Here is a 14412-nt window from a genome sequence, read left to right on the forward strand (position 1 = left end):
CTGCTAGCGTGCGCCGTCGGCCGGAAGTCGATCGAGTGGCTCGGTGGCGGGCCCCCAGAGAACCGAACCGCCCGAATCGAAGCAGGAGCCGTGTAATGGGCACTCCCAGATATCCTCTGCGTCATTCCATGTGGTAATTCCGCCTAGATGAGTACACACCGGCGCATGTTCGGGACGAGAGGTGAGCATGGCTGTCGCCCAGCCGGAAGCGAAGTCACGGGCAACCCGGCTCCCCAGGCGTATCGCCGCCGGGATGGCTCGCAGGTCTAGTGCACTCCAGCTTGCGAATGCGTTCGCCCAATCCATCCGACCTCCGAGAATCTGTGAGGACAGTGCCAGGGAAGCTGCGATGCCATTGGTCATGCCCCACTTGTCATATCCAGTGGCCAGGTAAATTCTCTTCCCGCCGGGCAGCAGCGGTCCCGCATAAGGAAGTTCGCTGATGGTCGCATAGTCCTGTGCAGCCCAGCTGTGTGTCCGGGTGGCGCCCGGATAGTGGGTTTGAGCCCAGCCGGCCAGTTCCCGCAACGCCTCCCGGGCATGTGCCGGATGGCCCACCACATGGCCCGCCCCGCCCACGACCAATCGGTCACCTGTCGATGAGGGTGCGTAGCGCACGGATCGCAGCGGCGCGTCTACCGACAGATACATCGCCCGGGTAATGGGCCCCGGAACGTCGAATGACATGCAATAGGATCGGTTTGCGGTCAGTTTTGCGAAGAATCCGCCGCGATCCAGGATCGGCGTGCCGGTCGCCAGCACACAGCGTTGTGCCTCGAGTGCGAATTCCCCTGCGCCCGCGTCATGTGCGTAGTCGCCCTTGATTCGCAGCGGCCCCCGCCCCGATATGGACCGGACCCGCATGCCGCTGAAGAAATGGGCGCCGTGGTCCTCGAGCTGCGCGACCATGCTTTCCACGAGTTGTGCGGGGTTGAACTGCGCCTGGTCGGGCAGGCGAACACCGCCGTAGTAGGGGAAGGGAGTGTCGGCTGTGGTCTCCCACCTGACGGGCAGCCCGGCCTGCAGACAAGCATTCCATTCATCCCGAGCGCCGGCGGTGCCCTCACGGGTTTGCGCATAGGTGTAGGCATCCTCGGTTTGTGTCGGTACGCCGTGTTCCTCGCAATAGCGCAGCAGCCAGTCGCGCCCCTCTGTGTTGCCCGTGGTGTATGCGCGTGCGACGGCATGGCCATGCCTGTGCGCGATACGAGACAGCTTGGTTCCGTGCAGGGCACTGATTTTCCCAGTGGAGTTTCCCGTCGTCCCATCTCCGGCGCTCCGTGCCTCAAGCACCACCACCTCAAGGCCTGCGCGAGCAAGGAGAAGTGCTGTGGTGAGGCCAGTGATGCCCGCTCCGATAACCGCGATGTCGACGGTCTGTGTGGTGTCATCGGGCGCAAGCGGCACACGCGCTACCAAGCCCGAACGGCCCTCCAGCCAAATGGAATTCACCCATCAGACCTACCCGGTCGCCCGCTCGTCAAACCGCGGCGAGAATATCTCTTACCCTGGCCGCCATTTCCCCGTAAGGGCCATGCGTGGGACTGGCGATCGTGGATTCAGCGGGTGAACGCTCGGGAGCGGGCGCGAACCATTCGGACATGCCGACGGCAAGACCCGCTCGGCGTCTGTCGACGGGCCCGAGTTCTCCTGAGAGCATGGGAAATTCCTCCTCCTCTTCGAGCCTGCAGTGCTCCAGCGTCGCCGATCGCAACGCCGCAAGACCCACGATGAATTCCGGACTCCCCACCGCCGTGGCCTCCAACTGTTCAAGGTCGGTCGTCAGCGCCAGTTCTTCAGCCAAACGTGTGTTCGCAACCGTCCGTCCGGCCTCAGAGATTCCACGTGACCACGGGTGCACAACCATCGCTTCAACAGTCTCGTGCACCGCGAGCAGGCCACGCAATCGAGTGAAACTCCCGCTGTCGATGCCCTTTTCAGGTGACAGCGCGGCGTCGAACAACGTCCGAATGGCGACATGCTGGTCTTCGAGGAACTCCACGAGATCGCTGGCTGTCGCGAGTTCAGGAGTGGGCAGACTCGCCATCGAGATCGACCTCCTCTCACGTTGCTGCGGATGTTCTCAGCGACTGCCACTCAGGGAACCGAGTTCGTGTTCCCATACCCAGTCGGCGATCACGGGATCATCCCGGCCATGCTCTCGGGTGTACCGGCAGGCAGCGATTCGGTCGTCGACCATTTCCTGCCGTAGGTTTGCGGCTCGGCTGCCCAGACCCTCGACCCTGTCGATAACATCCATGACAAGGTGGAAACGGTCCAGATCATTGAGCATCACCATGTCAAAAGGTGTTGTGGTGGTGCCCCGATCCTTGAACCCGCGTACGTGCATCCGATCGTGATTGGTATGGCGGTAGGCAAGGCGGTGGATCAACCAGGGATAGCCGTGGTAGGCGAAGATGATCGGTTTATCAGGGGTGAAAAGTGCGTCAAAATCAGTGTGGGGCAGTCCATGTGGATGCTCAGATGCTGGTTGCAAGCGCATGATGTCCACGATATTGATTACCCGGACCGCGAGCTCGGGCAACCTCCGGCGCAAGATGTCCGCGGCTGCCAAGGTTTCCAGCGTTGGTACATCTCCGGCGCAGGCCAGCACGACATCCGGCTCGTTCGGCGCATTACTCGCCCAATCCCAGATGCCCAGCCCTCTGGCGCAGTGTGCGCGTGCCGCCTCCATGCTCAAATAGGTCAGGGCAGGTTGTTTACCCGCCACCACAACATTGACGCAGTGCCTGCTACGCAGACAATGGTCGGTGACTGCCAAGAGCGTGTTGGCGTCGGGCGGTAGATACACCCGCACTACCTCCGGGCGCTTGTTGGCGACGTGATCGATAAACCCCGGGTCTTGGTGAGACGCGCCATTGTGGTCTTGGCGCCAAACATGGGATGTCAGTAGATAGTTCAAAGAAGGAATCGGCTGTCGCCACGGAACTTCTGAGCTGCTGGAAAGCCATTTGGCATGCTGGTTGAGCATCGAGTCGACAATATGGGCGAAGGCCTCGTAACAGTTGAAGAGGCCGTGCCGTCCGGTGAGGAGATATCCCTCAAGCCACCCCTGACACAGGTGTTCGGAGAGTACTTCCATCACCCGGCCCTCGGGGCCCAAATGTTCATCGGTGGTTTCGCTACGTTCCAGCCATACCTTGTCGGTGCGTTCGTAGACCGTCGACAAGCGATTGGATGCCGTCTCATCGGGGCCCATTAGCCGGAAGTTGTTCGGGTTGAGATCGATCACATCGCGAAGATAGGCGCCGAGCACTTTGGTTGCTTCTGCGGTCATCGCGCCCGGAGATCCCACGGGGACCGCGTATTGATCGACCTCCGGCAGGTCAAGCTCCCGAATCAACAGGCCGCCGTTGGCGTGTGGGTTGCTACCTATCGCCTTTTCCGTACGGGGAGCCAGCCCGGCCACCTCAGGCCGCAGCACCCCACGGTCGTCGAAAAGCTCCTCGGGTCGGTAGCTGTGCATCCAGTTGGCCAGCTGCATCAATTGTGATGGGTTGGTGCGGCATTCGGCCAGTGGTACCTGATGAGAACGCCAGGTTCCCTCCACGGGCACACCTTCGACCATTTTCGGTCCGGTCCATCCCTTGGGAGTGCGTAGCACAATGAGTGGCCAGCGGGGAAGATGCGCCGCTCGTTCCTGTCGGGCTTCTTGCTGGATATGCGAGATCCGGTCGAAGGCCCAATCACATGCCGCGGCCAATTGCTGGTGCACCTCGGCCGGATCGTCGCCGACGACTATTCGCGGATCATGACCGTATCCGGTCAGAAGCGCCGTGAGATCGTCTTCGGGGATGCGAGCCAATACCGTCGGGTTGGCAATCTTGTAGCCGTTGAGATGCAGGATGGGTAGCACCGCGCCGTCGGTGGCAGGATTGACGAATTTGTTGGAGTGCCAGCTCGCGGCGAGGGGCCCGGTCTCGGCCTCCCCGTCGCCGATAACGCACGCGACCACCAGGTCTGGATTATCCAAGGCGGCGCCATATGCGTGCGCCAGCGCGTACCCGAGCTCGCCGCCTTCGTGGATCGAGCCGGGTGTCTCCGGAGCCGTATGGCTGGGAATGCCGCCAGGGAAGGAGAATTGCCTGAACAGTTTTCGCAAGCCGTCCAGGTCTTGGCCGATGTGTGCGTAGAAGCGGCTGTAGCTGCCTTCCAGGTAGGTGTTGGCCACCACCCCGGGGCCGCCGTGTCCGGGGCCCGTGACCAGCATGACATTGGTATCACGTTGGCGGATAATGCGATTGAGATGTGCATAGATGATGTTGAGGCCGGGCGTCGTGCCCCAGTGTCCCAACAAGCGGGGCTTGATGTGGCTTGCGGTGAGCGGATCGCGCAACAGGGGATTGTCCAACAGGTAGATCTGGCCCACCGACAGGTAGTTCGCGGCGCGCCAGTAGGCGTCGATCTGTCTGACTTCCTCCGCGGAGAGCGGGCGCGGGTATGTCGGAATCTGTGAATCAGTCACTGACAGTGCGGTATTCATTTCTCGATCACTCCACTTGCCGCATGGTTGCGCACGGAAAGTACCTCGCAGTCGTAGATCGTCAGGGAAGTGCCGTGGACCTGGATAAGTCCGCGCTTCTCGAATTCGTGCAGCACACGGCACATGGACTCTCGCGATGTCCCAACCAGGTCGGCGAGCTCGAGCTGCGAAAGGCCATGTTCGACGTACACCGAGTCGCCTTCTATGGTCCCGAACCGTTGGGCGAGGTCGAGCAGCTGCGCGGCCACTCGCGCGGTGATATCGGCGTGAGGTATGTCGGCCAACTTGCGGGTGGCCTTCCTCACCTGCCGGGCGAGCACCCTGAGCAGTTGTTCGGCCGCGTCGCTGTGGTGGGCAATCCACCAGCGCATGGTGTCGCGATCCATGCCCCTTGCCGCCACGGCGGTCAGCGCTCGGGCCTCAGACCTTCGGGGCTCCGGATCGAATATCGACAACTCTCCGAACATCTCCGTAGGACCGACCAAGGTGGCAAGACGCTCGGCGCCATCGCCCGACCGCCTGCTCAGTGCCACCTTTCCCTGGGTGACCAGATACATGCGGTCACCGGGGTCCCCCGGACGGAATATCACCTCGTCCGGCTGAAAATGCTCGGTGGTCAGACGCGCAGTGGCTGCCGCCACCGCGGGCGTGCTCATGCCGCGAAACACTGGCGTTTCCTCGACCGCACTGTGCACAATCGCTCCATCTTCCGTGGACTGTCGTACTGAGCCCGCCTACCCGTTCTTGGCAGTGACAAACGGGGTATGCAAACGGGGTATGACTGAGATAGGGATCGGAGGTCGAGATGACAGGCATGCCGGAAAACTGCGCGCAAGCCCAGTTCGCCAGCCTTATGTGCCAATTGGATCAACCGGTGTATGTGGTGACGGTGCGAGGGGCCGATGGTCCCGCGGGGTGTCTTGTCGGATTCGCCGGCCAGGTCAGTATCGATCCGCCGCTGTTTCTCGCAGGGCTGTCCGAGAAGAACCACACCTGGCGTGCTTCGCAGCAGGCAAGTCACCTGGCAGTGCATATAATCCCACGCGCGGAAGACGAGCTGGTGCACCTCTTCGGCGAGCTGACGGGAGACAGTGTCGACAAGTTTGCGCGATGTACCTGGCGCGACGGTCCGCACGGTGTCCCCATCCTGGAACAGTCCGCCGCCTGGTTCGTGGGCGAGATACTGGCCCGTATCACGCTGGGTGACCATATCGGCCATGTGCTGTTGCCGGTGGCCGTAAGCCGCTCGCGGGAACTGGGTCAGTATGTGTCCCTCAGCGACGTCCACGGGCTCACTCCCGGTCACGAAGCCTAGGGCGGAAAGTTCGTTTGACGGCAGTCCGCCGGGGTACTCACCGTGTGTGAATCGTACTGTGATCGCCGCCGAGCCCCGCCTCCCGCAACCGCGGGGGCCGTTGTCGGCGGTGGTGATTGACCTGCTGGCCAAGGGATCGCCGTCGGCTCACCCCGACGATGTCGAAGAAATGCTGGCCGCCGCCAATCCCTATGGGCTAGATCTACAACTGGCGTTATATGTCTGCTACGAGCTTCACTATCGAGGTTTCTCCGGTGTTGATCCGAGGTGGGAGTGGGATATCGGCTTGCTCAACCTGCGTCGCCGGATGGAGGAAGATTTCCTTGCGCGGCTGGAGAGTGACGCCGGGCAGGATTCTCACGAGTATGCGATCGCCGCGGAACTGGATGCGCTCATGCGGGAGCCTGAAGACGACGCGAACCTGTCGGTGCACCTTGCCGAGTACGCGTCGTGGGAGCACATGCAGGAGTACTTTGCCCAGCGTTCGATCTACCACCTCAAGGAGGGCGACCCGCAGGCCTGGGTTATCCCGCGGTTGTCCGGCCAGGCCAAGGCCTCATTCGTGGCCATCGAGTTCGACGAGTTCGGCGGCGGGCACGGAAACGCACTGCACCAGAGTCTATTTGGTGATCTGTTGGCAGCCGCGGGGATGGATCCCGAGTACCTTGGATATCTCGAACATGCTGCTGCTGAATCGCTGGCGGCGGTGAATGTCATGTCCCTGTTCGGGCTACACCGCGCATTACGCGGGGCCGCGATTGGGCATTTTGCGGCGACGGAGATTACCTCGCCGCCGGGTTCACGCCAGATGGTCCGCGGCTTGCGGCGCCTGTCGGCGCCGTCGCCTTGCGTCGACTTCTACCAGGAGCACGTCGAGGCGGACGCGGTCCACGAGGAGGTCGTCCGCTCGGATGTGGTGGCGAACCTGGTAGAGACAGAACCGGGTCTAAGCGGGCGAGTGGTGTTCGGTATGAGGGTGTTTCGGATGATGGAGGACCGGCTGGCCCATCACCTGTTGAGCAGCTGGGCCTTGGGCCGTACCTCCCTGAATCGTGCCCTGAGCTAGCCGCACTTGCGCCGTTTCGACGTCCGCTTGAAACGGCGATGGCTCGTGTCGCACAGCGGATAACAGGAACTCTTGTGGCACATGCAGATCGCCACCTGAAACCGGTCCGACTCGACAACATCGCCGTTGGGCAACTCGATAGACAGCGGTCCCTCAACCATCATCGGTCCCGCGGTAACGATCCGTACTGAGCGGCGCGGACGCGGTGTCATGGCCGTCGCCCCGCGATCACGACCAGCCGTTCGGTCCGGCGACCCTTGTCAAGGCGACCCATGCGTTCCAACCAGGGCGCTCGCGCCGACATCACCGGACCAAATGGAACATGCTGTTCAGCAATGACTTCCGCAGTAAGTCCGGTGGCCGCGAGTGCGTACACAGTTTGGGATACATCGGCAAACTCCGATTGGACCAGGAGCAACACCCCGTGCGGGTCCAGTAACTCGTGCGCGTGCGTACACAGCGGGTCGAGTACGAGTCGTCCACTCACTCCGGCATGAAATGCCAAGGTGGTACCCACCGATGCCGGAACGGCATCGCCGAGCAGTACACGTCGATCGCCCGGCACGTACGGGGGATTGGCCAGCACCAGATCGAAGGGGCCAAATTCCTTTGCGCGCAACCAGTCACCCTGCAAAGCCGTGATATCGGCACCTACGCGTTGTGCGTTGCTTTGTGCGCACTCGACGGCGAGTGGGCACATGTCTAGCGCCGTCACGGCGGCGGCTCCTTCTTTGGCGGCCGCCAGGGCCAAATAGCCGCTTCCCGTGCACAGGTCAGCTACTCTGAGTCCGGCCGGCGGAAAGAACCTGGTCATAGACTCTCTTAGCAGTGCTGAATCATACTGTGGGACATAAACACCCGAATCGACGTGAATCCCGCTGTCCGCGCGGTGGTCAATGAGCATCGGCTCTGCCCCTCTTCAGTTCGTATGCGGCCATCGTGGCCTAATTTCCCCTTTTGACCGCGAAACAAACCTGTATAGAGCGCAAAACTTTGGTAAGGGGGCATTCCCATCGGAGGGTGGTGCCCATCGCGGTGGCCGCTTAGTGTGAAGGGATAGATGTGGCGCGCATAGGTTGGCATGAGAGAACGGGGTCTGCCGGAGCAGGGCCGGCGGCGGACCACCGTCGGATGTAGGCGCAGCTGGCCGACATGGACGTTGCCGGCCAAATTATATGAGCTGCTCCGTCGACAGCGTTGAGAGGTTTACACATGGAATGCCCTGTTGATGTACCGGAGACCGGACACTCACAGGTGAAACCACGCGTTGGCCGGCCGACTGACGACTACGCGGACGTACCGGACATGTTTCGGTCTCTCGCCGGCTTGGCGGAGCACAGTGACGCATACCAACGTAAGCACGAGGAGATAGTCACCAGATGCCTGCCGCTGGCCGACAATGTCGCACGTCATTTCGATCGCCGTGGTGAAGATCTCGAGGACCTGATCCAGGTTGCCCGAGTGGGCTTGCTCAATGCGGTCAACCGTTTTGACCCGGAAAAGGGCGCCAGCTTCCTCGGCTTTGCGGTTCCTACCATGATGGGGGAGGTGCGCCGGCACTTTCGCGACCACGGATGGTCGCTGCACGTACCGCGGGCTATAAGAGATAGACACGCTCAAATCTCCAGGGCCACTGCGGAATTGACCCAGGAGCTACAGCGGGCGCCTACCGCCGGGGAGTTGGCGGCAGAGTTGGGTATCGACCGCGAAGAGGTGGTGGAATCTCTGATTGCCGCGGACGCCTATCAGCCTCAATCCATCGAGGCGCCCCTCAGCCACGGCGATCAGGAATCCAAGCATCTTTCCGATCTGCTGGGGAATGAAGATCCAGCCCTGGAACACGTGACCAACCGCGAGGCAGTACGGCCTCTTTTAGCCAATTTACCCCTGCGAGAGCGAACCGTGCTTGAGCTCCGGTTTTTCAAGGGAATGACCCAGAGCCAGATTGCCGCACAGATTGGTGTTTCGCAGATGCACGTATCCCGGATTCTCAGCGACACCTTGCGGTACCTGCGAGAACAGATGGCGTAGACCGCCCTGTCCGCGGTTAGAGAACTGCTTGACCGGGTATATGACGTGCCAAGCGGTCTGCCCTGGAGGTGTGCAATGAGCCCATTGTCCTTGATTCGACGGTTCGCAGGCTTCGTGCGGCAGGGATACCCGCAGCATGCGCCTGCCGTCGGCCATTGTTCGCTGTTGGCATTGGCCCGGACACCCTCGGCGTCCACTCTGATTCACGACGATCAAGATTAGCTTTCGGGCCGTCATCCCCGTGCTCGCGCGCGCCGGGGTGTGCGTCCTCCACAAGGCGAAACACCCCTAGACGTGCGTTCCGTCCGGATGCGGTGTTGTCCTTTGCGCTGCGTCACTCGGCGACGAGAAACGTTGTGGACTAGCGCGAAGGGGCGTAGCGTCATCTTCAGGTTGAGTCCACAGCCGCGCAGGGTCTACTCGATGCCAGCGCAGAGCGCGGGCTTCTGCCCGGGCGACTGGCCTGGTGTCTCCGATCCGAAAAGAACGTACATTTCGATCGATGGAGTCATATGTCTGTCATTGACCAAAATGCATCACGATTCGCGGCTCGAGCCAAAACCGGTGTGGTTTCGCTGTTTTCGTCAGCAGACGACACCGCAAGGTTCACGGCACACTGGCACCGCCCGTCTGCGGTGTTGGTGCGAGCCACCGGCGAGATCGATGCAGTAAACGCTAATCACCTGGCCGAGTACGCGACCCGCTATTTGGACGGACACCGGACCTTGGTGCTCGATCTGCAGGGCCTGCGGTTTTTCGGAACTGATGGACTGGTGGCCTTGGATAGGGTGCGACGTCACTGCAAGGTACAGGGGATCGACTGGACGGTCATACCGGGGGATGCCGTCACAAAGCTGCTCACCCTGAGCGGTGATATGGCCGCCTACCCAGTGAACGACGCGATACCCGACGTATGGAAGAAGTTGGCACAGTAGCGGCGTAGCCGGTGGAAGAAGTTGGCACAGTAGCCGCGTAGCGGGCTCCGCTACCCGTTCGCCACGCGGACAGCGGAGCCGGTGTCGCGTAGCTTGGTCAGGCTGATTCCGACAATGTGCCCGACCGGATCATCCGGGTGCGCACGCTCAAATGTTTCCACGTGATCCGCCAGCGAGCTGAGCACATGCCAACTGAAGCTGTCGAGCGGAAAGACATCGCCCGGCTGACAGTGTGAATACACCGCCATGACCAACCGGTCCAGATGGAAGTCCAATCGGACCACCAACATCGCGTTGGGTACCGAGGATCGGACCAGGCGAGTGCACGCTTCATCCGTGGCCAGTTTGAGGTCGGCCACCATGTCCATATCAAGATCGTCAACCGTTGCGGCCGCGGCGACGACGGTGCGCATCATGGCCAGGTTCTCCAAGCGTGCCGCCATGTCGAACCTCAGAGATCGGTCGTCTGGGTGGCTGCCGGAATGAGTGGTGTGGGCCTCGGTCATATCTCTCCCAATGCGTCCTGCGTTTGAGATTACCCGGATCATCGGTGCGCAACCAATACTTGCCGACCGTCTCTTGGCGTTCGCCTCAAGATCCTTGCGCCCCCGGTGAATTTAGGTAACACCAGTATACCTCTTTGGTGCTCATTGCCAGGCAGGTCAAGGGAATTCATCGCGATCCTCCTTCACGGGGCACCCCGCATCGGCACGCTCGCGGCCAGCGCGGCGTGTTCCGTGGGGCTGGGCAGCGCGTATACCGCATAGGCCGAACGCAATACCGGCTGCGCCACATTGCGCACAGCCACACCGCCAGGTGTGCGTCCCTTCTCGGCGCCGGCGTGAGCGTGCCCGTGTAAAACGAGATCGGCGCCGGCTTGGTCGATAGCCTCCCCGAGTAGGTAAGAGCCCAAAAAAGGATAGATTTCGAGCGGTTCACCACCCAGAGTCTCCGGAATAGGGGCGTAGTGCAACAAGGCAATTCGAAGGTCGGTATCGAGCTCACGCAGAGCGCACGCCAGCCGGTTGGCCTGCGACATGGTGTGCCCGACAAACGCCTTCATCTCAGGCTCGCCGAAGCTGCTCCCGCAGCGCCCCGCGAAACCACCACCGAACCCCTTGATTCCGGCGATACCCACCGAGCTACCGGATATATCTACTCGGGTGCTATCACCGTCCAACACCGTAATGCCGTGATTTCGCAGAGTCGTGGTGAGCTCGGCCGCATGGTCGGCGTGGTAGTCGTGATTACCCAATACCGCCACCACCGGCACCGGAAGTTCGGCGAATTCGCCAGCCACCGTCATCGCCTCCGCGGCGGTTCCCGTTCTCGTGAGATCGCCTGCCAGTAAAAGAATATCGGCGTGCTGATCGATGTCGTCGAATGCGGGGCGCAATTGCATGCCCGAGTCCTCGCCGAGATGTATGTCGCCGACAGCCGCGACGCGGATCACGAGATCATCTCCGCCGGTCCGGGTTTGCCGGTGTCGGAGACTCGCACCATGTTTCGTATCTGTATACCGGGGGCGTACTCCCGGGCCACGACGGCGAGCATGTCACGGCGATGCGAGCAGTCGACCTCTCCGTCTAGCGCCACGGTGTCGCCGTTGAACGTCACTTGCACCCCCAGCTCGGCGGTGCGGGCATCTTCGGCAAATCTCCTTCGTAGTTCGGCCTCGTCGTATTGTCGGGTGTCATTCGTTCTTGCGTTCGTCGATTCGACGATCTCCAAGCCCACCAACAAGTTGAGAAATGCTGTGGCATAGGGTGATTGCTCCGTCGAGCGATGGACCTGGCGCCAGTCGACCTGTTCCCGGATGGCGCGGGCGATACTGAGTACCGGGCCAAAGTCGCAACGGTGCGAGTCCAGTACCAGGAGTTTGTCGACCATCAGATCAGTTGCGGTGACTACCGGGGCGCGTGTCGGCCCGATTTGCATGGGTTCGGCCCGAGCCAGAAAGTTCGCGTCGACGGGCCGGTCGTGGGGGCAGAAGATGAGGTCGACCAACACACTTCCGTCGTAGGCCTTGGTAAGCCAGTTCTCCGGTGGGTCCTCCAGCCGCAGACCTGCCTCGTGCAAGGCGGCTGCCGCGGACGGCACGTCCTGCTCTCTGAGGAAGATGTCGATGTCATGCGTGGTTACCGGGCCGCCTCGTGCGTAGACCGCACACCCGCCGGCCACCGCGAACGCGATGTCCTTTTGAGTCAGCGCCGTTACCACCCTGGTGAGCGTCCGGAGCAGTGCCTGTTCATTCATGGTGGACGTCGCCTACCCGCTGACCCGCCGGCTCAATCATGGACCTGCGCGGCGTCATCATGTGAATTCTGACCGGCCTCGTGGTGCAAACGACGATGTACTTCCTCCTGTTCGTAGATCTCCCGGTCCTCGATGTCTATTGCTTCCTCACGCGCAGCGGGGATCGCGCTGATGAGCTCGTCCAATTTCAGCAGCACCGCATTCGTGTCCCGGTTGGTGGTGTGCTGGATGATGAACAACATCAGGAGGCTGACCAGGGCTCCCGTGGAGTAGACCAGCGTCTGCCACCAGCCGGGGAAGGCGGTGGACAGACCGATGACCAGAAGTATCACGACTACGGCTATTGCTATCAACGACAACCAAATCGAGCCAGCCCATCGCGTGATAAGGCCGGGCACCAGCGCCAGCCGAGCCCGCCACGTCAACCCGTCGTTATGACGAATCCGTGCTCTCATGTTCTTCGAGCCCTACGGCGTCAAGAAGCTCAATCCGGTCTCGATCGAGCTGCGGGGCCAGCTGCGGATCCATATGCCCCAACGCGTTAGTGATGTCGGCGAGCGCGTCGGCTATCCCGTTGAGCTTCTGCTGGACCGCGTCATCGGACCTACGCTGCGTGTTCTGGAGCAATGCCACCAGCAAGAACGTGATGATCGTGGTCAAGGTGTTGATGACCAACTGCCAGGTATCGATGTTGAGGAAGGCGAAGCTTGGTGCCCACACGACCACAATCAGCACACACATGACGAAAAACCATGGCTGCGAGACGTGCCCCGACATGGTGGTCGCGAATCTGTCGAATGCCGAAACGTGTTGGCTTACCTCGGACGGATAAATGGCCTTATCGTGCGGGCTGGTGCTATTTCGCATCTGGGGGGCTCCTGCCTGCTCGCCGCATGAATTACCCCACACGGCAACCTTTAAACCGTCTGCCCTGTCGGTCCCACATGTTTGATCCGCGCAGGAGCGGTAATCATCAACCCGACGGGGTTCACCACTCGAAGCGGAGTTCACCCTGTCGGTCATCAGCCAACCGAGGGAAGCAACGCAGAAGGAGGACGCACATGACCGAGAAGAACAGTGGGCCACAAGAGGCCGTCCGTGGCGTGGTAGAAGACGTCAAGGGCAAGGCCAAGGAAGCGGCCGGAACCGTCACAGGACGGGACGACTTGATTGAGGAGGGCAAGGCTCAGCAGGACAAGGCTCAGGCGCAGCGGGAAGCTGCACAGAAGGAAGCCGAGGCCGAGAAGTCAAGGGCCGAGGCCAAATCCGACGAGAAGCGTCAGAAGGCCCACGAGTAGCAATTCACGTTGAGGGCGGCCACCGCGGTGGCCGCCCTCAACCGTTGCGTGACTTTGCCTAGTCGTGGTGAGGTACCGAATGTTCCTGGTGCCATTCGGCTTCCATCCGGCGAACCCGTCGGCGCTCGACGTGCATCCAGAGCCACCCGAGGAAGAAGAACACCAGGGCCGCGATGCCGGCCACCAACGTCCAGCCATAGAACATGTACGCGGCGGCAGCCAAACCGAGGACCACCGAGAGCACGCCGAGGGCAATGAAGGCAAGGCCCGGCCACGCCACCCGATCCTTCAGCGACTCGCCGGCATGCGGGCGAAATGTACGCGCGTGGTCAACGGGGTCGATTCCATCGTCGTGCATGATTCCTCCTATTGAGCTGCGGGATAGCGGTATTCACGCAGTAATTGCGCAAGATGTGTGGCGTTGTGTGCCGCGGAGGCCGTCGCCGACGCCACGGCCTCCGGCACGCTGTCCAGCTCGCGATAATCCTTTTTGTGCATGGCCTCGCCATTCCAATAGGTGCAGCCCTGGCGGGCACGCTGAAACCAATGTCGTTGAGCGCCTGGAAAAGATCGGCGGTGATTTTGTGCGCGCCATCCTCGTTTCCCACCACCGCGGCGACAGCCACCTTCCCCGAAAGAATGGGTCTGCCTTCTTCATCGGTCTCCGAGAGCTCCGCGTCGAGCCGCTCCAGGACGCGTTGCGCCACGCTCGACATATGGCCAAGCCACGTGGGTGTGCCCAGCACCAGAATGTCCGCGCCCAGCACCTTGTCACGCAATTGCGGCCACTGGTCGCCGTTCCCCATGTCTTGCCCGACACCGGGATGAATGTCGTAGTCGACGCACCGGATGCTTTCGCAGTGCACGCCGTCGTGGCCCAGCACTTCGGCCAATTGGTTGGTGAGCATTTCGGTGCTGGAGTGCTCTCCCGTGCGCTTCAGGCTGCACACCAAACTCAACGCGCGCAATGGCTCTTGGACAATGGTCATGCCTTAGCTGTACCCACA

Annotated in this window: 17 protein-coding genes and 1 pseudogene; 5 read left to right on the forward strand and 13 right to left on the reverse strand. The window is 61.5% G+C overall.

The window, feature by feature from the left end:
* Positions 1 to 3: 3 nt before the first annotated feature.
* From MAB_RS12750 to MAB_RS12765, 4 genes are read right to left on the reverse strand one after another with little or no spacing between them, the layout of a single operon-like run.
* Positions 4 to 1452, reverse strand: a complete 1449-nt coding sequence (locus tag MAB_RS12750; RefSeq protein WP_005088236.1) for an FAD-dependent oxidoreductase — start codon at positions 1450 to 1452, stop codon at positions 4 to 6.
* 28 nt (positions 1453 to 1480) lie between these two features.
* Positions 1481 to 2047, reverse strand: coding sequence for a hemerythrin domain-containing protein (locus MAB_RS12755; RefSeq protein ID WP_005079592.1), 567 nt, complete (start codon positions 2045 to 2047; stop codon positions 1481 to 1483).
* Between the two features lie 36 nt (positions 2048 to 2083).
* The gene (locus MAB_RS12760) at positions 2084 to 4504 is read right to left on the reverse strand and encodes a phosphoketolase family protein (protein WP_012296555.1); all 2421 of its coding nucleotides are present in this window, start codon (positions 4502 to 4504) and stop codon (positions 2084 to 2086) included.
* The gene (locus tag MAB_RS12765) at positions 4501 to 5160 is read right to left on the reverse strand and encodes a Crp/Fnr family transcriptional regulator (RefSeq protein WP_050546848.1); all 660 of its coding nucleotides are present in this window, start codon (positions 5158 to 5160) and stop codon (positions 4501 to 4503) included. Before MAB_RS12765 ends, MAB_RS12760 begins: the two co-directional genes overlap by 4 nt.
* Before the next feature lie 149 nt (positions 5161 to 5309).
* Between MAB_RS12765 and MAB_RS12770 the strand changes: the two genes are divergently transcribed.
* Complete coding sequence (locus MAB_RS12770) at positions 5310 to 5819, forward strand: flavin reductase family protein (protein WP_005093354.1); 510 nt, start codon at positions 5310 to 5312, stop codon at positions 5817 to 5819.
* A gap of 58 nt (positions 5820 to 5877) precedes the next feature.
* Positions 5878 to 6885 carry an iron-containing redox enzyme family protein gene (locus tag MAB_RS12775; protein ID WP_005111029.1) on the forward strand — a complete coding sequence of 336 codons (1008 nt, stop codon included), beginning with the start codon at positions 5878 to 5880 and terminating at the stop codon, positions 6883 to 6885.
* Here the strand turns inward: MAB_RS12775 and MAB_RS12780 are convergent.
* Both MAB_RS12780 and MAB_RS12785 read right to left on the reverse strand, forming a co-directional pair.
* Positions 6882 to 7049 (reverse strand): CDGSH iron-sulfur domain-containing protein, encoded by a 168-nt coding sequence (locus MAB_RS12780; protein WP_005093358.1) that lies wholly within the window; start codon positions 7047 to 7049, stop codon positions 6882 to 6884. The two genes, MAB_RS12775 and MAB_RS12780, sit on opposite strands and share 4 nt — an antisense overlap.
* Positions 7050 to 7093: 44 nt before the next feature.
* Positions 7094 to 7789 (reverse strand): HemK2/MTQ2 family protein methyltransferase, encoded by a 696-nt coding sequence (locus tag MAB_RS12785; RefSeq protein ID WP_071997912.1) that lies wholly within the window; start codon positions 7787 to 7789, stop codon positions 7094 to 7096.
* Positions 7790 to 8097: 308 nt separating this feature from the next.
* Here MAB_RS12785 and MAB_RS12790 point away from each other — a divergent pair, with 308 nt between their 5' ends.
* Together MAB_RS12790 and MAB_RS12800 are read left to right on the forward strand one after the other, a co-directional pair.
* Positions 8098 to 8916: an RNA polymerase sigma factor SigF gene (locus tag MAB_RS12790; RefSeq protein WP_005093360.1), complete on the forward strand. Its 819-nt coding sequence runs from the start codon at positions 8098 to 8100 to the stop codon at positions 8914 to 8916.
* Between the two features lie 512 nt (positions 8917 to 9428).
* Positions 9429 to 9851 (forward strand): STAS domain-containing protein, encoded by a 423-nt coding sequence (locus MAB_RS12800; RefSeq protein WP_005111031.1) that lies wholly within the window; start codon positions 9429 to 9431, stop codon positions 9849 to 9851.
* 50 nt (positions 9852 to 9901) lie between these two features.
* On the opposite strand, the gene MAB_RS12805 is transcribed toward MAB_RS12800, so the two are convergent.
* From MAB_RS12805 to MAB_RS12825, 5 genes are all read right to left on the reverse strand, one after another.
* Positions 9902 to 10357, reverse strand: coding sequence for an ATP-binding protein (locus tag MAB_RS12805; protein WP_005114366.1), 456 nt, complete (start codon positions 10355 to 10357; stop codon positions 9902 to 9904).
* Between the two features lie 182 nt (positions 10358 to 10539).
* Positions 10540 to 11304 (reverse strand): metallophosphoesterase family protein, encoded by a 765-nt coding sequence (locus MAB_RS12810; protein ID WP_005111034.1) that lies wholly within the window; start codon positions 11302 to 11304, stop codon positions 10540 to 10542.
* Complete coding sequence (locus MAB_RS12815; RefSeq protein ID WP_005111037.1) at positions 11301 to 12107, reverse strand: nucleotidyltransferase; 807 nt, start codon at positions 12105 to 12107, stop codon at positions 11301 to 11303. The genes MAB_RS12810 and MAB_RS12815 overlap by 4 nt, the downstream gene beginning before the upstream one ends.
* A 32-nt stretch (positions 12108 to 12139) precedes the next feature.
* On the reverse strand, positions 12140 to 12439 hold the full coding sequence (locus tag MAB_RS12820) for a low affinity iron permease family protein (protein WP_005111039.1): 300 nt from the start codon (positions 12437 to 12439) through the stop codon (positions 12140 to 12142).
* Between the two features lie 100 nt (positions 12440 to 12539).
* On the reverse strand, positions 12540 to 12974 hold the full coding sequence (locus MAB_RS12825) for a low affinity iron permease family protein (RefSeq protein ID WP_005111041.1): 435 nt from the start codon (positions 12972 to 12974) through the stop codon (positions 12540 to 12542).
* Between the two features lie 194 nt (positions 12975 to 13168).
* On the opposite strand from MAB_RS12825, the gene mbp1 reads away from it, so the two are divergent.
* Positions 13169 to 13405 carry a microaggregate-binding protein 1 gene (gene mbp1, locus MAB_RS12830; RefSeq protein ID WP_005058264.1) on the forward strand — a complete coding sequence of 79 codons (237 nt, stop codon included), beginning with the start codon at positions 13169 to 13171 and terminating at the stop codon, positions 13403 to 13405.
* Positions 13406 to 13463: 58 nt separating this feature from the next.
* On the opposite strand, the gene usfY is transcribed toward mbp1, so the two are convergent.
* Together usfY and MAB_RS12840 are read right to left on the reverse strand one after the other, a co-directional pair.
* The gene (gene usfY / locus MAB_RS12835) at positions 13464 to 13763 is read right to left on the reverse strand and encodes a protein UsfY (RefSeq protein WP_005079565.1); all 300 of its coding nucleotides are present in this window, start codon (positions 13761 to 13763) and stop codon (positions 13464 to 13466) included.
* An 8-nt stretch (positions 13764 to 13771) separates the two neighbouring features.
* A pseudogene (locus MAB_RS12840) lies at positions 13772 to 14394 on the reverse strand (flavodoxin family protein).
* Positions 14395 to 14412 lie beyond the last annotated feature (18 nt).

The organism is Mycobacteroides abscessus ATCC 19977 (genome assembly GCF_000069185.1).
GTDB classification, from domain to species: domain Bacteria; phylum Actinomycetota; class Actinomycetes; order Mycobacteriales; family Mycobacteriaceae; genus Mycobacterium; species Mycobacterium abscessus.